Annotated in this window: 16 protein-coding genes; 1 reads left to right on the forward strand and 15 read right to left on the reverse strand. The window is 39.3% G+C overall.

Annotated features, from left to right (window positions below; translation table 11 throughout):
* Positions 1–199: 199 nt before the first annotated feature.
* The 13 genes from HT725_RS04930 to HT725_RS04990 form a co-directional block, all read right to left on the reverse strand.
* Positions 200–1,039: a carbohydrate ABC transporter permease gene (locus HT725_RS04930; RefSeq protein WP_001192006.1), complete on the reverse strand. Its 840-nt coding sequence runs from the start codon at positions 1,037–1,039 to the stop codon at positions 200–202.
* A 15-nt stretch (positions 1,040–1,054) separates the two neighbouring features.
* On the reverse strand, positions 1,055–1,921 hold the full coding sequence (locus HT725_RS04935) for a sugar ABC transporter permease (RefSeq protein ID WP_162278974.1): 867 nt from the start codon (positions 1,919–1,921) through the stop codon (positions 1,055–1,057).
* Between the two features lie 252 nt (positions 1,922–2,173).
* The gene (locus HT725_RS04940; RefSeq protein ID WP_173249590.1) at positions 2,174–3,502 is read right to left on the reverse strand and encodes an ABC transporter substrate-binding protein; all 1,329 of its coding nucleotides are present in this window, start codon (positions 3,500–3,502) and stop codon (positions 2,174–2,176) included.
* A 114-nt stretch (positions 3,503–3,616) separates the two neighbouring features.
* The gene (locus HT725_RS04945) at positions 3,617–4,315 is read right to left on the reverse strand and encodes an N-acetylmannosamine-6-phosphate 2-epimerase (RefSeq protein WP_173253165.1); all 699 of its coding nucleotides are present in this window, start codon (positions 4,313–4,315) and stop codon (positions 3,617–3,619) included.
* A gap of 179 nt (positions 4,316–4,494) precedes the next feature.
* Positions 4,495–5,541, reverse strand: coding sequence for a Gfo/Idh/MocA family oxidoreductase (locus HT725_RS04950; RefSeq protein ID WP_240149610.1), 1,047 nt, complete (start codon positions 5,539–5,541; stop codon positions 4,495–4,497).
* Entirely contained in the window at positions 5,454–5,876 is a 423-nt protein-coding gene (locus HT725_RS10220; RefSeq protein ID WP_240149607.1) for a hypothetical protein, read from the reverse strand. Before HT725_RS10220 ends, HT725_RS04950 begins: the two co-directional genes overlap by 88 nt.
* 6 nt (positions 5,877–5,882) lie before the next feature.
* Positions 5,883–6,716, reverse strand: coding sequence for a carbohydrate ABC transporter permease (locus tag HT725_RS04960; RefSeq protein WP_000730332.1), 834 nt, complete (start codon positions 6,714–6,716; stop codon positions 5,883–5,885).
* Positions 6,716–7,600: a sugar ABC transporter permease gene (locus tag HT725_RS04965; RefSeq protein WP_000237985.1), complete on the reverse strand. Its 885-nt coding sequence runs from the start codon at positions 7,598–7,600 to the stop codon at positions 6,716–6,718. The genes HT725_RS04960 and HT725_RS04965 overlap by 1 nt, the downstream gene beginning before the upstream one ends.
* Positions 7,601–7,678: 78 nt before the next feature.
* Positions 7,679–9,016, reverse strand: a complete 1,338-nt coding sequence (locus tag HT725_RS04970) for a sugar ABC transporter substrate-binding protein (protein WP_000738775.1) — start codon at positions 9,014–9,016, stop codon at positions 7,679–7,681.
* Positions 9,017–9,034: 18 nt separating this feature from the next.
* Positions 9,035–9,487, reverse strand: a complete 453-nt coding sequence (locus HT725_RS04975; RefSeq protein ID WP_173253167.1) for a YhcH/YjgK/YiaL family protein — start codon at positions 9,485–9,487, stop codon at positions 9,035–9,037.
* A gap of 1,102 nt (positions 9,488–10,589) precedes the next feature.
* Positions 10,590–11,489, reverse strand: coding sequence for an Rpn family recombination-promoting nuclease/putative transposase (locus HT725_RS04980; protein WP_173218885.1), 900 nt, complete (start codon positions 11,487–11,489; stop codon positions 10,590–10,592).
* 1,063 nt (positions 11,490–12,552) lie between these two features.
* Positions 12,553–15,867: a sialidase domain-containing protein gene (locus HT725_RS04985; protein WP_173253168.1), complete on the reverse strand. Its 3,315-nt coding sequence runs from the start codon at positions 15,865–15,867 to the stop codon at positions 12,553–12,555.
* 287 nt (positions 15,868–16,154) lie between these two features.
* Entirely contained in the window at positions 16,155–16,382 is a 228-nt protein-coding gene (locus tag HT725_RS04990; protein WP_000576348.1) for a hypothetical protein, read from the reverse strand.
* A 293-nt stretch (positions 16,383–16,675) separates the two neighbouring features.
* Between HT725_RS04990 and HT725_RS10225 the strand changes: the two genes are divergently transcribed.
* Entirely contained in the window at positions 16,676–16,858 is a 183-nt protein-coding gene (locus tag HT725_RS10225) for a hypothetical protein (RefSeq protein ID WP_240149608.1), read from the forward strand.
* An 86-nt stretch (positions 16,859–16,944) separates the two neighbouring features.
* On the opposite strand, the gene HT725_RS05000 is transcribed toward HT725_RS10225, so the two are convergent.
* Both HT725_RS05000 and recG read right to left on the reverse strand, forming a co-directional pair.
* Complete coding sequence (locus HT725_RS05000) at positions 16,945–17,925, reverse strand: acetylxylan esterase (RefSeq protein WP_173219755.1); 981 nt, start codon at positions 17,923–17,925, stop codon at positions 16,945–16,947.
* Positions 17,926–18,351: 426 nt separating this feature from the next.
* Positions 18,352–20,367, reverse strand: coding sequence for an ATP-dependent DNA helicase RecG (recG, locus tag HT725_RS05005; RefSeq protein WP_173253169.1), 2,016 nt, complete (start codon positions 20,365–20,367; stop codon positions 18,352–18,354).
* Between the last annotated feature and the right edge of the window lie 16 nt (positions 20,368–20,383).

Below are 20,383 nucleotides of genomic sequence, written 5' to 3' on the forward strand. Positions count from 1 at the left end.
GTAACTGCATACCCTCCATTTTGTAGACACTTATAACCTCTATATTCTCTAAATCTATAAAATATACTTCTATATCTTAATAGATTGATTTTCCTGTACTCAATGAAAATTGAAGAACAAACTAGGATGCTAACCGCAGGCAATACTTAAGTATGGCCAGGTGACGCTGACCTAGTTTGCATTCGATTTTCGCAGAGTATTATCCTTTGACCGCTCCCATAGTAATCCCTTGTGTGAAGGATTTTTGGAAGACTAGGAAGACTGTTACGATTGGAACAGCAGCAAGAGCAGCCCCTGCCATAATCAAACCATAGTTGGTTGCCATTTCAGCCTGCATGGTCGCAACCCCAAGTGAAATAGTCAAATTGTTACGTGAAGTCAACATTACCAACTGCATGAAGTAGTCGTTCCAAGTGTTGATGAAGGTGAAGATTGCAAGGGCTGCAAACCCTGGTTTCACAATCGGGAAGGCTACGCTCCAGAAGGTACGAATCTCACCACAACCGTCAATTTTAGCTGATTCAAGCAACTCTGTAGGGATATTTTCACTGAATTGTTTCATGAGGAAGACACCGAATGGCCATCCAATCAAAGGCAAGATAACTGCCCAAAGAGTGTCATGAATTCCCATGAAGTTGACGATACGTACCAATGGTACAAGGACAACTTGTTTTGGAAGCGCCATAGCAGCGATGAAGATAGCGAAGAGAATGCGTTGACCATAGAAACGTTTTTTAGCCAATACATAACCTGCTAGAGATGAGGTTGCACAAACTAAGAACATGGTTACCAATGAGATAAATACTGAGTTCCACATCCATTGCAAGGCAGGGTTCTGCACCATAAGTTGTTGGAAGTTTTCCATGGTTGGCATTTTAGGGAACCATTGTGGCGGAATCATAATGGTATCAGGTTGTGATTTGAATGCCCCTGTCAAAATCCAGTAGAATGGAAAGATGAACAGCACAGTCAACAAGAGCAAAATGATTGTTGAAATAACAGTAAAGGCTGTTAATGGTTTTTTTTCTGTAGATTGCATAGCTGTCTCCTTTCTTTAGTATTCTACGTCGTTTCCGAGCGCCTTAAATTGAACAAAGCTTACGATCGCAATCATGACTGCCAAGAAGACACCGATGGTGTTAGCATAACCGTATTCTGTCAATTGGAAGGCTTTTTCGTACAGGTAGTACATCAAGGTACTTGTAGAGTAGTTTGGCCCACCAGATGTCAACAATTGAATCAAGGCGAAAACTTGGAAGGAGTTGATGGTCGTGATGATTGCGATATAAAGAGTTGTTGGAAGAAGGCTTGGCCATTTAATCTTCCAGAAAACTTGAAATTCAGTTGCACCATCAACACGAGCTGCTTCAACCAATGAATTGTCAATATTCCCCATAGCTGCGATGTAGAGGATAATCGGTTGACCAACAGACGTTGTCAAGAGGATAATCATAATCGCCAGCAATGCCCAGTGCTTGTCGCCCAGCCATGAAATATTTTGTGTAATGATATGACTAGATTTCAAAACAAAGTTTAAGATACCTGATAGCGGATCATAAATCCATTTCCAAACAACTGTTACGGCAACACTACCTGTTACAACTGGAAGGAAGAAGACAAAACGGTAAAAGGATCTAGCAATAGCATTTTGATGGTAGGTCTGTGACGCTACAAAGAGCGAGAAGAGAACAACAATCGGTACAGAGCCAACAACCAAAATAACTGTGTTAATCAGAGATTTTGTAAAGACAGGATCTTTAAACATACGGACATAGTTATCTAAGCCCACAAATTCAAAACTAGTCATAGAGTAGTTAAAGAAACTTGTGATGAAGCCCATAATCATTGGTACTAAAACAAAGATAATAAAGAAGAACAACACTGGTGCTAGGAAAGCATAGGAAATCACTGTTTCCCTCATACGGATTTTATTGACTTTCACAGTCGGCACCTCTCTTTCAAATAGAATAATTTTTTGACTTTCTTGAACTGTTTTAAAATCAAAATGAAATTTTTTATGATTCGCTTATGTAAGAACTTCATTTTAATTTCGTGACAGTTCCTTACATTTTAAACAAAAGCCCCCCTTTTCTTACACTATCTGTGTAGAGGGAAAAGGGGGTATACACTCTTAGATTCTTTAAAAAACTACTTTTTATAGAATGACTAAGGACTATTGTTTCATAGCTTTTTTGATTGTTTCGTTCGCTTTTTCAGTGAAGGCTTTCAAAGCGTCCGCTGGTTTTTCGTCACCATTTGATACAGATTGCAACATTGGGAACCAAAGTGTTCTCATTTCAGCAAATCCATCAATAGTGTTGTAGTATGGTGAGTAGTATTGAGTCCAGCTGCTGATTGTTTCCATGCGTTTGTCTTCATAAAGTTTTCCAAATGAAGTACGGACTGGGAAAGCACCTGTACGAACTACGTCTTTTGGACCCCACTCTTTGTCATCTGCGATAAATTGAACAAATTTCTTAGATGCAGCGACTTTCTTGTCGTCTTTGTTGTTGAATACTGCAAATCCGTTTACAAGGTATTCAAGAGCTGGCTTACCTTCGTCTGATGGGAATGGTACTTCTACCACTTCTACCTTACTTGCTTCTAAAAGTTTAGCTTGGATACCATTTTGAGCTGGTGCCCAAAGGATTGTGTAAGATGTTTGACCGTTGGCAAAGTTTTGGATATCTGCCCCACCGTCAAATTGTGAACCATTATTGAGCAAATTGTCTTTAATCCAGCTAGTTGCTTTTTCAAGACCTTTGACGAATTTAGGATCATCAGTTGTATATTTGCTAACTTTTTCATCTGTTACAGAACCGCTATAAAGGTTAGAGATAAAGGCACGTGTTCCTTGGTCTCCCCCTTGACCAGAACTGAACAATGAACCTGGTGTGTAACCCTTGTCTTTGAGCGCTTTCAATACTTTTTCAAAATCATCAGTTGTCCAACCTTCTTTTACAAGGTTTGCAACTCCAGCATCTTCTAACATTTTCTTGTTCATTGCCATGTAGAATGGGGCAGAACTAATTGGATACATGTAAGCCTTGTCTCCAGCTTTACTTGCTTGTACGATGTTTTCATTGTTGACATCTTTAACAAATTCATCTGTGAAAAGGTCGTTCAACTCAGCCAATTTACCGTTTTTACCGTATTGGATGATACGTCCTGGTGCATCAAAGAGTACATCTGGAGCTGTTCCAGCTTCGATAGCTGTTGTGATTTTTTCAGGGCCTGACTTGAAGTCGATGGTTTCCAATTTCACTTTTACATCTGGATTTGCTTTTTCAAACGCTTCGATGATTGATTTTTCATAAGTTCCAACACCGTCACCAGTTTTTTCTTGGGTAAATACTGGGAATGCCCACCAAGTGATTTCTGTTTTGGCACCGTCACCACCTGATTTGCCAGCATCTTTACTTCCGCCAGAATTGCCACAAGCAGCAAGACCAAGAACCGCAGCACTCGCAAGTACTGTACAAGCTAATTTTCTAAATTTCATTTGTATTCTCCTATTTTATAAGCGTATCCAACTTGGATAATGAGTTCTTTATTTCTTGTATGCGATTTCATTTTATCCTACTCATCCACCACTCTCCTCTTTTTTCAGATTGTGTTATTTGAGACCAGCAACGAAGCGTTCTGTAATCTCTTTTGGTCTAGTAATAGCGCCACCAACAACGATGCCTCGCACTCCATATTCAAGGATTTGTTTGGCTTGTTCTGGTGTATGAATTTTCCCTTCTGCAATGACATCTACACCAGCATCGCAGAGTTTTTTGATGAGTTCAAAATCTGGACCGTCCACTTTTGGACTGTAGGATGTGTATCCTGACAAGGTTGTTCCGACAAAGTCAATTCCTGCTTCTACTGCTGCTAGTCCTTCTTCGAAAGTACTTGTATCAGCCATCAAGAGCTGGTTAGGATATTTCTCCTTAACCTGACGAATGAACTCTTGAATTTCCAAGCCATCGTAGCGTTCACGCTTGGTACAATCCAGAGCAATCACCTCGATGTCCAGTTCTGCCAATTCATCAACTTCTTTCATGGTAGCCGTGATGAAGGGTTCATGAGGTGGATAATCTCGTTTGATTATCCCAATAATCGGAAGTTTGGTGACTTCCTTGATTTCCTTGATATCGCGAACACTATTGGCTCGGATACCGACTGCTCCACCTTGCTCAGCCGCTTTGACCAGCAAGGGAATCACCCCTCCCGCTTCTGTATAAAGCGGTTCATGAGGAAGAGCCTGACAAGAAACGATGATTCCATCTTTGATTTGCTCAATCAAGGCTTCTTTGCTAATCTGTGGCATCCTCTTTCCTCCTTTTCCTTTTTCTTTGTTTCTATGAGATTATTATACCTCAAAAATAAAACGCTTTCAACAGTTTGTAGTATAATAGATTTCAGTTTCAAAAACTAGCCAAGTCAAACAGCTCCTCTAAAAGTACTTTCAGAGGAGCAAGTCGACCTATAATAGGAGAATACCAAAATTTAGTTTACAATTTCTGACAATTTTACTTTGCGATCTTCAAACATAGACTGGGTACAAGCATCTGCAGTAGCAATTGCTTCTAGGGCAGCTTCACCTGTCAATAGTTTTGCAAATTCTTCTGATACTGGAGCTCCTTGCATAATCTCATGCAGATAGCGCATTTCTTTATCAATGACAGATGATAGCCATAATGGAGTGCGTTTACCTGGTTTACCATAAGCAATTGCTCCATCCATCTCTGTACTATGATAGATACGAGTCCGATCATCATCTTCTTCTTGCGATTCGTGAATCAAGAAATAACTTTCTTGTCCATCTAGCTTAAGAGTTCCTTTACAGTTGAATAAGTCTAAGCGGATGGCACCTTTGGTTCCTTGAATTAAGACATAATGTTCACCCCAACGATAAGCTGACCCCCATTCTAACAAGGCAAAACGCTTATTAGAAAATTCCATATTGACAAAAATCATATCATCTTCATCACCGAAATGTTCACCTTCATGGGCTACATTTCCACCTGTCATGGTTACAGTCTCAGGCATGCCCCCCATAAGGAATTGAACACAATCCAACTCATGGATGTGGTGATACAAGTGACCACCTGATTTTTCACGAATTTTTTTCCATGATACTGACGGTTGTTGTTCTTCCCAACCATTACGAGCTGTGTGACAATATAGAACGTCTCCGATGACTCCTTGATTAATGAGTTCTTTTGCATGATGGACACCATTAAAGAAGTTCATAATATGTCCTGCCATGAAGGTTACATTGTTTTCTTTACATACATCTACCATCTCGCGACAATCTTGATAAGAAAGCGCAATTGGTTTTTCACAGAAAACATTTTTACCATGCTGTGCAGCCTTAATAACCGGTTCCTTATGAAGATTATTTGGAGTTGCGACAATAACACAATCGACTTCATCGCTAGAAACCAACTCATCTAAGGAACTTGCTACTTTTGCTCCCAATTCTTCTGCAATTGCCTCTGCATTATCTGGATCATAGAGAAGAGTAATCTCTGCTCCATCATTCTTTTGCATATAGCGAGCCAATTCAGCTCCAAAATACCCTGTTCCAACAACACCGTATTTAACCATGTTTTTTCTCCTTTATTATTGAATAAACTTTCTAATTTTAACTTATACTCTTCAAAAATCTCTTCAAACCACGTCAGCGTCGCCTTGCTGTGCGTATGGTTACTGACTTCGTCAGTTTCATCTACAACCTCAAAAACATGTTTTGAGCTGACTTCGTCAGCTTCATCTACAGCCTCAAAAACGTGTTTTGAGCTGACTTCGTCAGTTTTATCTGCAACCTCAAAGCTGTACTTTGAGCAACCTGCGGCTAGTTTCCTAGTTTGCTCTTTGATTTTCATTGAGTATTACTTCACAGATCCTTCTGACAATCCACTTGCAATCTTATTTTGGATGATAGAGAAGAAAATGATTGATGGAAGAACTACAATAACAGATGCTGCCATCATATCTCCCCAGTCTAAGATTTCTGAACCATTAAGTGATCGAAGGGCTACTGCTACTGTCATCTTTCCTGTATTGTTAATCAAAATCAAGGCATACAAGAATTCATTCCAGGCATTGATAAATGTATAAATAGCTGTTGCTACAATACCTGGTGCTACAATTGGTAGTACAACTTTATAAAACGTAACAAATTTATTTGCACCATCAATTCGAGCTGCTTCTTCAATTCCAATTGGAACTGTTTGGAAAAATCCAACTAAGAGCCAAACTGCATATGGAACACTAAAAGATAGATAAACCATCATCAAGCCAAATAAACTATTTGTTAACCCAACTTTAGCAATGGCAATTGAATAGGGAATTGCTAACAAAATTGGTGGGAAAATGTAGGTAATGACCAGTAATCTTGACATGATTGCTCCCAATTTAGGGAAGAATCGAACAATACCGTAGGCTGCCATAGCAGAAATAATAATCGCAATAACAGTTGTAGCTAAGGCAATGATTAAACTATTTCGAATGTTATCAATAAAGTGCAAATCGTTGATAACATGAGTGAAATAATCTAATGTAAATTGTTCAGGCCAAAATCGTGTTGGATACTGAGTTAATTCCCCTTTACCCTTGACAGAAGATATGATAATCCATACCAATGGGAAAATTGCAACAATGGTCGCACCAATCAAGAGTACATGTGAGAGAATATCTAAATAAATACCGGATTTCTTCTTCATTATTTTCTACCCTCCTTTTCCCACTTACTGATGATAGCAAAGTAGATAAAGCAAATCGCCACCAAGAAGATAAAGAGCAATACTGTGACTGCTGAAGCACGACCCAACAATTTAGTTCCCCACCCTAGGTTGTAAGCAAAAATTGGAAGCGTCGTTGTGGCATTAGCCGGTCCACCACCAGTAATAAGATAGATGATATCAAAGTTATTAAAGATCCATACAGTTCTCAAAACAACTAGAAGCCCTACAACCACTTTAATATGTGGAAAGACGATAAATTTGAAAACTTGCCAACTTGAAGCACCATCTATCTTAGCAGCCTCAAATTGTTCTTCGGGTACTGTTTGCAAAGCTGAAAGCACATTAACCATAATCATCGGCGCTCCAAACCAAATGTTGATAAACACCAAACATAGGAATGCCCATGTACTATCTGTCAAAAATGCAGGCGTATGTTCCATTAAACCTAATTTTACGATTAGATTAGGTAAATAGCCATAAACCCCGTTTAGAATCCATTGCCAAGAGAAGGCAATAACGATTGTAGGAAATGCCCAAGGAACAATCAATAAGGTCCTATATAATTTCTTGAAGTGGCGTACTCTGTGAAGAGCTAAAGCCAATACAAACCCTACTAAAACTTGACCAACTAATGAGAAAATGGTCCACTTAATTGAATTAAAGAACGCATTAAAGAAGTTGGGATCTGATAGCACAGCTTTATAGTTAGCTAAACCAACAAATTTATAATTGGGCATAATCAAATGCTTATTGGTAAAGCTATAAAAAATACTCGAGAAAAACGGATAAACAAAGAGTAATCCTACGATAATCATAGCTGGCAAAACAAATATCCAGCGAGTTAAATTACGTTCTTTAACCATTCTCCTTCTCCCTTCTTTTACAAGATTGGGCTAGGGCTTTTCAGCTCACTAGCCCACCTATTTTCTAGTCTTTTACATCTACTGAACAGCCTCAAATAAATCATTTAATTGTTTTTCTGCTTCTTTTGCTGCTTTCATAGGGTCTGTTCCATTTGTAATGATATCTTGGAACATTTGTTCAATAATGTGTTGGTTAGTCAACATACCAGCTTGTACACTTGGTCCATTTTCATAACCAATAGCAGTACCTTTTTTAACAGCTTCAGTAATTACTTCTTCAGCATGTTTAAATTTCTTACGAGTTTCATTTTCTTTATAGGCTGCAGAATCGCTAATCCCCTTAATAGTTGGCAACATACCTACTGGAGTTGAATCAAGGAATTTAACGTAGTCTTCTTCATTATAAAGTGATTCTAAGAATGCTTTAGCAACTTCTGGGTGTTTTGAATTTTTCCAAACAACCATTGGAATATTTGAGGTTTCAATTCCTTGATCTTTATCAGACTCTTTGATTTTTGGAATAGGATAAGCATCAATTGAATCAATCAATTGAGGACTGTTGGCATTGATTCCTCCAATATGGAAGCCAGAGTTAAAGTCAAATGCTGTTTTTCCTTGATAGAACAAGGTAGCTTGTTGAAGGACATTAAAGTTCAAAGAATCTTGAGGTGAAATTTCTTTATACATTTTAACCCAGTATTTAATACCATCTTGAGCAAGTTGGCTTGTCAAGTCTGCTTTAAGATCTTTTGTTAAGAGGCTTCCCCCACCACTACGTACGTAGAAGTTCAAGAAACGTGTTGCCATTAAGTCATTTGTTCCGAACGGAACAGACAAGCCATAAACTCCAGCTTCTTTCAATTTTTTAGAAGCTTCATAGAGTTGATCCCAAGTTTTAGGAACCTCAATATTATGTTCTTTTAACAAATCTGTTCTAACCCACATGACTTGTGCATGTGAATAAAGAGGAACAGAGTAGTAATCATCTCCGATTTTTGCCTCATTTAAGGCAGTTTCGTTAAATTTATCCTGTCCAATACGCTTGATAGAATCATTTAGCGGAACCAAAGCATCTGAGTTGACCATTTCCATTACTTGGTTAGGAAGAGCTGTACTAATATCTGGCACATTTCCATTTGCTAAACCTGTAGTCCATTTAGTATAGAAGTCATTCCAAGAAAATGTTTCAATCTTGATTTTCGTTTTCGGATGCTTTTGCATGAAAGCATCTGCTGATTTTTGAATACTTTCTAAACGGGGGCCTTGAGTAAAGGAGTGCCACATTGTAATCTCACCAGATAATTCTGTCGGTGGTTCAGTACTAGTTGTAGCTTCTTTTTTTCCTGAACAAGCTACCAAGGCAACGGCTGCTAGCGCAACTCCAGCTAGACATAAAAACTTTCTCATTTTTTTCATCGTTCTTCCCTTTCTACATTAAGAAATCGCAACTTTAAAGACAACTTTTTTCACAGGTTCATCATTTATACGAACCTTGGGTTGATGTAAATCTTCTGGAAAAGTGATGAGGTATTCGCCAGCTCTCAAATGAACCAACTGTTCCACTTTCCCTGTGTATAATTCAATATCCTTCTCTTCATCATATTCTTGGGTAACGTTTACATTTTCCGGCGATGTAACAGCCATGGCTTCTTCGTTTTCCAAAACTAAATGAATATCCAAATATTTTTGGTGTGTTTCAAAGAAAGCCCCTGCTTGACCATCTGCTAGATAAGTAAAGCAATTCCCAAACAATCGATCTCCATCGATAGCAATCGAACCTTCTGTTAAATTTTCTAGTCCTGTTTTTCCTAGAAAATCTATTAATGTTACAAAATGTGGATTTACTCCCACATAAGTTCCTAAACGGCTAATTTTTGTAATAATCATCTCTTTTAACCTCCTTTCTCAATCTCTTTTTCCTATCCAAGTTCCCCATTCTTCTGTCTAGCATTTTCTACTAGAAGGACATAAAAACACAACACTCTCTAGCCTATACTCTTTGAAAATTTCCTCAAACCACAGTCGCTTCACCTTGGATTATATAGGTCAGTCTTATCTACAATCTCAAAGCGGTGTTTTGGGCAATCTGCTACTAGCTTGCTAGTTTCTTCTTTGATTTTCATTCAGTACCTCCTCAATCTTCACAAGGAGGTCTGATTTTTCTAGCGACAAACAGAACAAATAAGTTAGTTCAATGAGCTACCTTCCTTATAGATGAAATTGATATTCATGAAGGAAGTCGCCCTTTATTTTTGCAAAAGATACTGGTATGAATCTATTTGGGGAATTGAATTTATAAGCTGCTCACTTATACTCTTCGAAAATCAAATTCAAACTGCGTCAACGTCGCCTTGCCGTACTCAAGTACAGCCTGCGGCTAGTTTCCTAGTTTGCTCTTTGATTTTCATTGAGTATTAGTTTTTCTAAAATAATTCTAATCTATTATTCTAGCACTAATAGACTCTTTGGCTAAATCTCCTTTCTACATCTCGTTTCACCAAGAACTTTTAAGAGAGAAATACTCTAAATTAGTTTTGTTACCGTTTTCAATTAGAGTATACTTTTTTTTTTTAGTATTTCAAGCCTTTTTCTAATTTGGAATTTAGTTTCAAATCTTTTTAACTATATCAACTACATTAAAAGTACTTTCAAAAATAAGTAGATTTCTTGCAAGACCTGTTTCGAGTGGACAAGATAAAAAAACAAGAAAGTCAATTTTAGGAGAAAACAAGGTTAATAGTCGCATGATATAATGCAATGATGTAAAAATCGAATAAATTGATTGGAAAATTCAAACTAATTTCTAACAATGATTTAAGAATTGTAGTGTCCTAATATAGATTCAATGCACTATAAAACGCATAGTATCAAGCTTGTTCAATACCTGATACTATGCGTGTTTGTGTTTTTTAAGATTTTGTGCCTAGAGTTTTTTAATTCCAAGAATGCCATCTTAACCAGATGGTTTTCTTGTCTATTATTGCTGATCTTACAACAACGCCTCAAACTCAGATACTGACATACCCAACTGCTGACTGGCAACCTCGGAAGTCAGAAGTCCTTGGCGAACCATATCCAGAAAGGCAAAAAGTTTTCCACGTTCAAGTCCTTCTGCCCGACCTCTCTCCAACCCTTTTTCTTCAGCTTGTTCCAAGGCATAGTCCTGTGCTAACAAGGCTTGTTCTTCTCGCATACGTAGTTGACTAAACATTTTCCTGTCCTCCTCGGACCAGCTCTTGTAGTCCAGCAGTTGATCTGCTTGGCTGATGGCTCGCTCGGGGCGCTGGGTAAAGGGTTTGTTCCCAAAAAACTCCAACCACGGTTTGCGAATGCTATCTTTGCTGGTTTCTCTGTATTTTTTTAATTCCAAGAATGCCATCTTGACTAGATGGTTTGCTTGACCGTTATTTGTGATGGTTAAGACCTCACCTGTCGTATCCTCGCGCATGCTAAAGCTATGAAAAGCTAAGTCATCTTGAAAATAATTACTGTCCACGATAGCGATAGCGTATACTGGTGCGATATGCTTGTAACTCTGGTGGGTATCACCTTCTCGTTGACGAATTTTTTCGAGATTTTGATTGACCTGACTACACAAGTAAGCCCACAGGCGATTGATGAAAAAATTCTGATGATGTACCTGAATCTCAATAATAACTTGTGTCCCATTGTCTAACTCTGCCAAGACGTCTATACTGGTATAGAAATCCTGTGCCGAGTAGGGTAGGGAAGGCAAAACGTGAATATTGCTTCCCTCTAAAATGGTTACATTTTTGGCTGGCAAGTCCAGCATATCGCGAATAAATTGACAAGTGATTTCTGGGTTGCTGAAAATTTTCTTAGCAACCAAGTCATTGGTCGGGCTAATGCCCGGATGTCTTAGAATCATCCTTTTCCTCCTTCTATTATACCATAGTTTTAAATCTAATTTTGCTAGATTCTATGGTTCTATCTATTTATTCGGAAAAGAAGTGAGAAAGTTAAAAACTATTGACCCTAATCACTTGCAAAGAGATATATCTTGCTCATATTATTTATTAAAGACTCTATTTTACAAAAAAGATTACAAAATCAACCGTTTTAGAGAACTCTTACCACTTCCTAGACTATGAATTCTAGTGTTTTTATACTCCTAGCTTTCTCGTCAATATGCCATAAAGCAAGTTCAGTTGATCCATTCCCCGTACTCGTTCACTCTATAGCCGTCTGGTGTTAGCGATACGAAATTTTCCTAAACCTTTTAAATATAAAAACATCTTTTTCCTCACTTTAGTTTCTAATACTTATTTATCCAGATATAATAGCTTACAATCTTTTAAAATCTTCAAATAAGTTATGATTGATCCATACTCTTCAAACTAGGTCAGCCTTGCCGTGTATATGTTACTGACTTCGTCAGTTTCATCTACAACCTCAAAACAGTGTCTTGAGCTGACTTCGTCAGTTTCATCTACAACCTCAAAACAGTGTCTTGAGCTGACTTCGTCAGTTATATCTGCAACCTCAAAACGGTGTTTTGAGCAGGCTACGGCTAACTTCCTAATTTGCTCTTTGATTTTTTGAGTATAAGGACATATTGGATTCTATGTGCTGTATTGTCAACAATACACTCTTCTTGTATATCTACCAATATGATTTACAGAATTTTATTTTACTATAACTTTACCTATATTCCAAGACAAGAAATAAAATAATTAAAAACAAAAACGCATATAACCAATAGCTAGCTATATGCATTTTAACACTTAAAGTGAACTGTTAAGTTGCGACTATTAGTATCCAGTCAGAAATATACAGTTTATTTACGACTAGCAAGTCATTTACCCGGCAATAGGAGCTCATCTAAATTGATTTTTTCTTAGAGTAGAAATTTCTACTAAAACTATCTAAATAAACTTTTAATCTCTATGACGGACAAAACGTGTCTCAGTTATTCATCAACATCCAAGGTTCTAGTAGTTGACCCACTCCCCATTGGAGTTAACTTGATAACCATCTACTATAGTATTAACCGCTAATCTTCCGCTTTCATTAACATAGTACCATTTGTCTCCAACTTGGAACCATTGATTTACCTTCATTGCACCAGATGATTCCTGATAGTACCAATGGTCTCCATCTTTTATCCAACCAGTTGCCATTGAACCATTAGCATTGAGATAGTACCACACACCACTGGATTCAACCCAGCCAGTAGACATTGCTCCGCTCTCACTCAAATAATACCATTGGTTACCATCTCTGACCCAACCAGTTGCCATCGCACCAGTAGAACTCAAGTAGTACCATTTACCCGCTTCCTGATGCCAGCCTTTCACCACTTCACCAGCAGATGTATAAAAATACCACGCACCATTTTCTTGCTTCCAACCAGTCGTTATTGGAACTTTAGTCTCAGTTTTAATAACATCTCCTACATAAGATTGGAGGTAACGAGGAGCAAGAGAAGTAAGAGGAGAGTTTGCTACTATTCTGTCTGAAGGCTCCATAGACACTTGATTCTTCTCTGACTTCCTTTCTGTCATCTCCTCAGATACATTTTCTCTTACTGTATTCATGGTATCGACAGGATTTTCTTTCGCATCTTCAGGAATTCTACTACCAGCTAGTGTAACTGGTAAGTCATGCATACTGTCAATTCTACCGACCAGTAGACCTGTAATTTCTTGACCTGCATCTTCTTTATTAAAGGTGAAAAGTAGAGTTTTTTGATCTGCTTGTGTCAAAAAGGTAGCTTTGTGTCCATTCGCTAAAGTCAAAGTCGGAATAGAATTCACTAGTACCTCAGAATCAAATTGCATAGCTAAGATGCCTTGTTCTGCATCCTCTTCTTCTGTTTCCAATTTACGAACTTCCCTGATAGTTACACTTGTTGGATATACCGGATCTTTTGTTAAAAATTCCCAGTTAAATTTTCTAAATGATAGGGTATAGGCATTTTGTCCTTTTTCAGTATGTTCATACAAGATACCATACTCACCGTTTCCTAATTCTTGAAGCGAATTATAGGCAAACTCTCCTTTTTGAATTGGTCTATGATGTAACCAAGTCAAGTCTCCGTTGTCCTCTACACGAGCCAAATGAGCCATTCCATTCGTCCGTTTAGGTCCTCCTGAATTGGTTAAAATGATGTATTCTTTTCCTTCGTGCATGGTGTGAATAGCAGCCATTTGGACATAAACATCTTTAACCTGATTGTATCTCTTGATTTCCTTGTCCCAAGTTTGCCCACCATCTTTACTTGTGGCAACCTGTAAATAACCCGTTAATCCTCTCATAAAGAGTTTCACATCACCATTATTTAACTGTACAGCAACTGACTCTGTATTTTGGGCAGGACTATTATTCATAGTTGAGGAATGAATTTTCCTTCTGCCTACTGTCCTATCATCATTAACAGCAGCTCCAGCCTGCCATGTTTCTCCATGGTCATCTGAATAAATCAAACGAGAAGACTGAGATCCGCTTAGATGGGAGATAGCGTTGGTGGTATAAGTAGGAACTAGGATACGACCCTTGTGCTCTCCTGTTCTAAGCACAATTCCTGTACCTGGACCTGTTCCTAAAAATTTCATCCAATCTTGGCGAATTGATGGTGTAATATCTCTTGGTTTCGACCAAGTTTTCCCATCATCATCACTATAGGAAAGCCACAAATAGCTCGTATAGGCTACACGAAATGGATTTTTAGCAGATGGAGCAAAGTAGATATTCCCAAGAAGCTCTTCTCCTTTATAGAGGTCACCCTTATCTCTGTAGGCTTCTTCTTTTGGATCCACTACAACGCGATAATCTGTTTTTTGATTATTTGCATCATATACTTCTCCGTTTTCTCGAACAGTATATGCTTGATTTTCCCCTTGTTTATATAGTAATTGATAGTGCTTGTCTCCAACTTGTTGATAAGCTTTTTGAGGTTTGTTTGGCATTCCAAAGACAGCTCGACCCTCTGGAAACATATCGTAGATTGAAAAAATTCTCTTTGTGGTATGATCTTGAACCAAGACCATATCGATATTAAGTGGAGATGGTGCCTGCGGATCTTTTGCTTCTGGATTGTCTCGCAGGTTGGTCAAGGTTAAGGTTGGCTGCCAAGTAGTTCCCCCATCCTCACTTCTCCTAACGACCATAGCAATATCTCCCCAATCAGAATGGTGGAGACGACGCTGATCTGCTCCTGCTAGTAATGTTCCTTTATCCGTACGTAGCAAAGCTGGAATCCGATAACTCTTAATTCCTTCACTATTTGGCTTATCATTGACACCACTCATAAACAACTCTTGCTTTTCTGTCAAGACAGCTCCTTCAGGAAGTGATGGTTCAATATCTGTTACATCAAATAACTGGCTACGTTTTTTGACTTCCTCTGGAGTTAGAGCACGATTGTATACAGTCAGATTACGAATAGACAGATCTGAGCCCCACTTCAGTTCTCCTGCTCTATTAGTTGCACCTAACTGGAGTTTATCCACATCTGGCATGTCTGCCAGGAATTTCCCTGACTTTTTATTCGTACGAGATAATACACCATTCACATAAAGACGAACCTGACCATTTGGACTATCCTTTCTTGGTCTTTCAACAGTAAAAGTAACCGAATTATACTTGCCTGGTCTAATCTTCAAAGGCGCATCTGTATAACTTCCATAAAATTGGCTACCATCAGCTCCACGTCCCTCTATCAAAGCTGTCCCATTATTGATTGCCATTGTAAAGTACTCATTTACTTTAGTTGTACTGGAAGCAGAAAAGAGATTGTAAAAACTAGGACCATCAGCAGCCGGTTTGAACTCCACATGAACAGTTGCATTTTGGAGTCCCTTTACTTTCTCTAATTCATCAGACAAGTCTACTCTTTTTCCATTTGAATCATTCGTCTCTAAGTCATCTTTTTCTATCACTGTTTCGACATTTTCCAAATCTCGTGCATAGTAATCTCTTGGAATTTTTTCTTCTTGCTTATCTTCCCTTTCTTGTTCTTGCTCATTGCCAGAAAGTTCAGTCTCTGAAACAGACTCTACATGCTCTGCAGGAAGAGTTATATTTTCTCCTTCCTCAGAAGGCTGGCTCTTTTCTGTATCAGTTAGGGTTGAGCTCCCCCCCCCCGAAAGTTGAGTTTCATTTGCCAGAGGTTGCTCACTCGCCCCTTCTTGAGCTAAAACAGGAGACGTTCCAAACACCACTGCTCCCACAATCATAGAAACCGCTCCTACCGATAGTTTCCTAATGCTATAACGACACTTACGTTCTTGAACATTCCGATTCATACTGTTCCTCTCTATATCTATATCCCGATTTCTGAAATAAGACATTTACTCCAGAAAATGCACTTAGTTTGTCTTTTCTTAACTTTCTTTTACTACAGTTCATTTAAATGACAAAAATGAACTAAACAAACTATCTCAAATTGGTGCCAAATTTCCCCTCTCCTTTCTCCAATCAGACTCCTGCCAATCTAGTTTATCTACCAGGACACCGCTGCAATTAAACTAAAATATCTCTTTATAAGCAAATGATGGACATCAGCTTATGCTATTTACACCATACTTCCTGCTCAATCCTTATCGAACACTTTTTCAAATAGCTTTTCATAAGCATAAATACTTGTAGAAATAATGGGAAATATAATCAAGCTCACAATCAGAATCTTATCCAGCTTAAAGGGGACAATCCCAAATAAGTGAAGAAATAAATCAATCAGAAAACTGTCGAAAAAAACTGTCAAAAGTAGTTCAATTTGTCTTTTTCTCTGCTTTTTTGTCTTGAATGCCTTAAATATCATATTATTCCCCTTTTCTAAGCTTCAATCCCTTCTCTCTATCTGTCATTTCGCATAGCTGCTACTATTTTTACAGCAATCTATCTTTAAATATACATAAAGATAAGATTCTATCACTTTTTATAAGTGTTAGCAAATTTATTATACCTCATTTTTAAAACGCTTTCAATACAGTGTGATATAATAGATTTTAGTTTCAAGAAACTCTTTTATATAATAATCTCCTTAAAAGTAGTTTCAGCTGAACATTTATAGTCCATAAAAAGAAAACAGAGATTCATTTGTTTTTATACTCAATGAAAATCAAAGACCAAGCTAGGAAGCTAGCCGCAGGTTGCTCAAAACACTGTTTTGAGGTTGTAGATGAAACTGACGAAGTCAGCTCAAAACACGTTTTTGAGGTTGTAGATGAAGCTGACGAAGTCAGTAACCATACGCACAGCGAGGCGAAGCTGACGTGGTTTGAAGAGATTTTCTAAGAGTATGAATTTCAAAGTATATATGAACTAGAATATTTGCTGACTAGACTCTATACAAAAAGAGAGCTACTAGGCTCTCTCATTCATCACTTCACATACTTAAAAGGAATTTCACTACCACAAAGCCAGTTGTAGACTTGGTCATTGACAAATACATTCATGGCTTCGTGGGCATACTCAGGCATGATGCGATAGGCTTTATCGCAGGTCAGACGGTTGTAAATCGCAAACTGGGTAATAGGATAGCAAACATCATCGTCCAAGCCCGTAATCATCTTAACCTCACCCTTGATACGATGGGCAAGATTTTTCACATCGATATAGGCCAGGGTCGCCATGATTTCCTCCTCTGTTTCATGGAAGGGGTCGTGAAACTTGAAATAACGGAAAAGTTCGTCGTAAGCTTCGCTAGTATTACCAATCTCAAGCACTCGTCTGAAGTCTGACAAGAAGGGATAGATGGCAACTGTTTTCTGAATTCGAGGATTGAGCGCTGCTGCAACCAAGGCCAAAGCCCCTCCTTGTGAGGCACCATAGCTAGAAAGACGCTTCTCATCAACCTGAGACAGACTAGCAACAATTTCGACCAACTGGTAAATATCCAGATAAACATCCTTATAAAAGAGGTGATCCCGACCTTCCACAGCACCACGGATGATATGCCCCTTAACCGTATTTCCTAGAGGAGAACGCAAGCCGTCTTGTGAGTAACCTGACTGACCTCGAACATCCATGGAAACAACACCGTAACCAGCCACGGTGAAGGCTAGCATGTCGGCCCAGTCCCAGCCACGTCCCATATAACCATGGAAATGGAAGATTAGCGGAACCTTCTTCTCACTCTTTGGAAGAACGACGCGTGCATAGACCTTGCCTTCCTTGCTTCCTTCAAATGTTAACTCATAGCACTTGACTTGAGGAATGTGGAAATCTCTTTCCTCCAAGTGGTAGTATGGAAGAGTTGAGACTTTTTTCACTTCCTCATCCCAGAAAGCATCAAAGTCCTCTGGAACCTCATCCCTTCCTAGATAAGTCTTCATTTCTTCTAACAAAGTTGGATTTTTCATAGCATGCTCCTTTTATTTTGTAATCGCTACCACAACTGTAGCATATCTATGTAATCAATGCAAGAAAGAAGGGTAAATAGAAAGTGCATTTAGCTTTTCCTCCTTCAAGCCTATTGACTGAAAGTAGTTTTAGAAACGAAAAAAGAGCAGTTCCGCTCTTCTTCTCCTATTCAAGCTTATTTTGTTGCTTCTTTCTTTTGAAAAGTGCTTGGGTAATTTACTTTAATCGTTACTGTCATGTGAGAGTCCTCGCTTCTTTTTGATGACTCTAGTATAAGGGCCAAACCTGAAAGCTAGCTTAAGATTTCCTTATAGAAAGCTTATACTCAATGAAAATCAAAGAGCAAACTAGGAAACTAGCCGCAGGCTGTACTTGAGTACGGCAAGGCGAAGTTAACGTGGTTTGAATTTGATTTTCGAAGAGTATTAATCTAGATGTTCTTTCTTTTCCAAATGAAGGGCAATCATGCGCCACTCTGGATCCTCTTGCCAGCCTTCTATCGAACTAATGTAGCTAGCAACCTTTCTGGCTTCTTCTAAAATCGGAAAATCTTCGATAATATCAGCCACTTGGAATTCTGGAAGTCCTGACTGTCTGGTTCCAAAAATCTCACCAGAACCACGCATTTTCAAATCTTCCTCAGCAAGAACAAATCCATTGGTCGTTTCTGTCATGATGCGCATGCGGTCTTTCCCAGAATCAGTCTTGGGATTGGCAACGAGAACAGCATAGGACTGCTTGTCTCCCCGACCGACACGACCTCTAAGCTGGTGAAGCTGGCTGAGTCCGAAGCGATCCGCATCCATGATAATCATGACGGTCGCATTGGGAACGTTGACCCCAACCTCAATAACCGTTGTCGAAACCAGAATATCTGTTTTTCTCTCTTTGAACTCCTGCATAATCTGGTCTTTTTCGTCACTCTTCATCTTACCATGTAGAAGAGCCACCTCTGCCTTTCCTGCAAAATGAGCCGTCAACTCTTCTGATAAGGCAATAGCATTTTTCAGATCCAGAGCTTCTGATTCTTCAATCAAGGGAGAGATGACATAGGCTTGTGAACCTTTTTGAATTTCCCCCTCTAACCAAGTCAAGACCTGAGGTAGTTGCTCATGCTTGATCCAGCGCGTCACAATAGGCTTCCGCCCTGCTGGCATCTGGTCGATAATGGAAACATCCATATCACCAAAGGCTGTGATGGCCAGCGTCCGTGGAATGGGAGTCGCCGTCATCATGAGGACATCAGGATTGTCCCCTTTTTCCCGTAAAATACGCCTTTGTCCCACACCAAAACGGTGCTGCTCATCGATGATAATCAATCCAAGACGAGCATAATCTACTCCATCCTGAATCAGAGCGTGAGTTCCGATAATCAAATCAGCCTCGCCCTTGGCAATGGTCTCCAAGACTTCTCTCTTTTCTGCAGCTTTCAAGGAACCTGTCAAGAGAGCCAGTTTTAGGGCTGGGAAGAGACTCTGTAGACTCTCAAAGTGTTGCTCTGCGAGGATTTCTGTTGGTACCATGAGGGCTGCCTGGTAGCCTGCTGTCACTGTCGCAAACATGGCCAAGCCAGCGACCACCGTTTTTCCGCTCCCCACATCCCCTTGCAAAAGACGATTCATGTGGTGGTCGGACTTCATATCGGTTAAAATTTCCTGCAAACTCTTTTCTTGAGCTGGGGTCAAGGCAAAAGGCAGCCTTTCTTTGACTTCTGTCACTTTTTCCTGAGACCAATCCAGAACCAGACCGCTTCCCTGAACTCTATTTTCAGACTTAAGCGTCTGCAATTGCATTTGGAAGTAAAAGAGTTCCTCAAATTTAATACGGCGAAGGGCCTGCTTGTATTCCGCCAAATCCTTGGGGAAATGCATGGCACGAACGGCCTGACAACGGGACATGAGTTTGTATTTGTCCAGCAAAGACTGGGGAAGATTTTCTTCTATCAAGAGGTCCAGTCCCTGATCAAAGGCTGTCTTGATAACTTTGACCAGACTGGCCTGACTGATTCCCTGAGCCAAGCGATAGACAGGTTGGAGGTCATCTTCCACCTGAGCCAGGACCTTCATCCCAGTCAGACTAGCCTTGGCGCGGTCCCATTTTCCAAAGACAGCAAGGGTTGCTCCCAACTCTATCTTATCAGCTAGGTAGGGTTGGTTAAAGAAGTTCACGGCAAAAACGACTTCTCCCTGCTTGAGGCTAAAGCGCAGACGATTGCGCTTGAAACCATAATACTGAATACTGGCAGGAGTCACGACTTGACCAGATAGGACTGCCTTCTCCCCGTCTTCCAGCTCCAGCACTTGCTTGGTCTTAAAGTCTTCATAACGGAAAGGAAAGTAGAGCAAGAGATCTTGCAAATTTTCAATTCCTAGTTTGGCGTATTTTTCTGCTGACTTTGGTCCCACACCAGGTAAGACATGCAAGGGTTGATGTAGATTCATGCTCCACTCCTTTCTT

The sequence above is a fragment of the Streptococcus sp. 2579 genome (genome assembly GCF_013277195.1).
In the GTDB taxonomy this organism is placed as follows: domain Bacteria; phylum Bacillota; class Bacilli; order Lactobacillales; family Streptococcaceae; genus Streptococcus.

Bases quoted from the DNA above. Each gene is read 5' to 3' on its own strand.
- HT725_RS04930 (WP_001192006.1), bottom strand. From the start codon at position 1,039: ATGCAATCTACAGAAAAAAAACCATTAACAGCCTTTACTGTTATTTCA.
- HT725_RS04935 (WP_162278974.1), bottom strand. From the start codon at position 1,921: ATGAGGGAAACAGTGATTTCCTATGCTTTCCTAGCACCAGTGTTGTTC.
- HT725_RS04940 (WP_173249590.1), bottom strand. From the start codon at position 3,502: ATGAAATTTAGAAAATTAGCTTGTACAGTACTTGCGAGTGCTGCGGTT.
- HT725_RS04945 (WP_173253165.1), bottom strand. From the start codon at position 4,315: ATGCCACAGATTAGCAAAGAAGCCTTGATTGAGCAAATCAAAGATGGA.
- HT725_RS04950 (WP_240149610.1), bottom strand. From the start codon at position 5,541: ATGCAAAAGAATGATGGAGCAGAGATTACTCTTCTCTATGATCCAGAT.
- HT725_RS10220 (WP_240149607.1), bottom strand. From the start codon at position 5,876: ATGAAAATCAAAGAGCAAACTAGGAAACTAGCCGCAGGTTGCTCAAAG.
- HT725_RS04960 (WP_000730332.1), bottom strand. From the start codon at position 6,716: ATGAAGAAGAAATCCGGTATTTATTTAGATATTCTCTCACATGTACTC.
- HT725_RS04965 (WP_000237985.1), bottom strand. From the start codon at position 7,600: ATGGTTAAAGAACGTAATTTAACTCGCTGGATATTTGTTTTGCCAGCT.
- HT725_RS04970 (WP_000738775.1), bottom strand. From the start codon at position 9,016: ATGAAAAAAATGAGAAAGTTTTTATGTCTAGCTGGAGTTGCGCTAGCA.
- HT725_RS04975 (WP_173253167.1), bottom strand. From the start codon at position 9,487: ATGATTATTACAAAAATTAGCCGTTTAGGAACTTATGTGGGAGTAAAT.
- HT725_RS04980 (WP_173218885.1), bottom strand. From the start codon at position 11,489: ATGATTCTAAGACATCCGGGCATTAGCCCGACCAATGACTTGGTTGCT.
- HT725_RS04985 (WP_173253168.1), bottom strand. From the start codon at position 15,867: ATGAATCGGAATGTTCAAGAACGTAAGTGTCGTTATAGCATTAGGAAA.
- HT725_RS04990 (WP_000576348.1), bottom strand. From the start codon at position 16,382: ATGATATTTAAGGCATTCAAGACAAAAAAGCAGAGAAAAAGACAAATT.
- HT725_RS10225 (WP_240149608.1), top strand. From the start codon at position 16,676: ATGAAAATCAAAGACCAAGCTAGGAAGCTAGCCGCAGGTTGCTCAAAA.
- HT725_RS05000 (WP_173219755.1), bottom strand. From the start codon at position 17,925: ATGAAAAATCCAACTTTGTTAGAAGAAATGAAGACTTATCTAGGAAGG.
- recG (WP_173253169.1), bottom strand. From the start codon at position 20,367: ATGAATCTACATCAACCCTTGCATGTCTTACCTGGTGTGGGACCAAAG.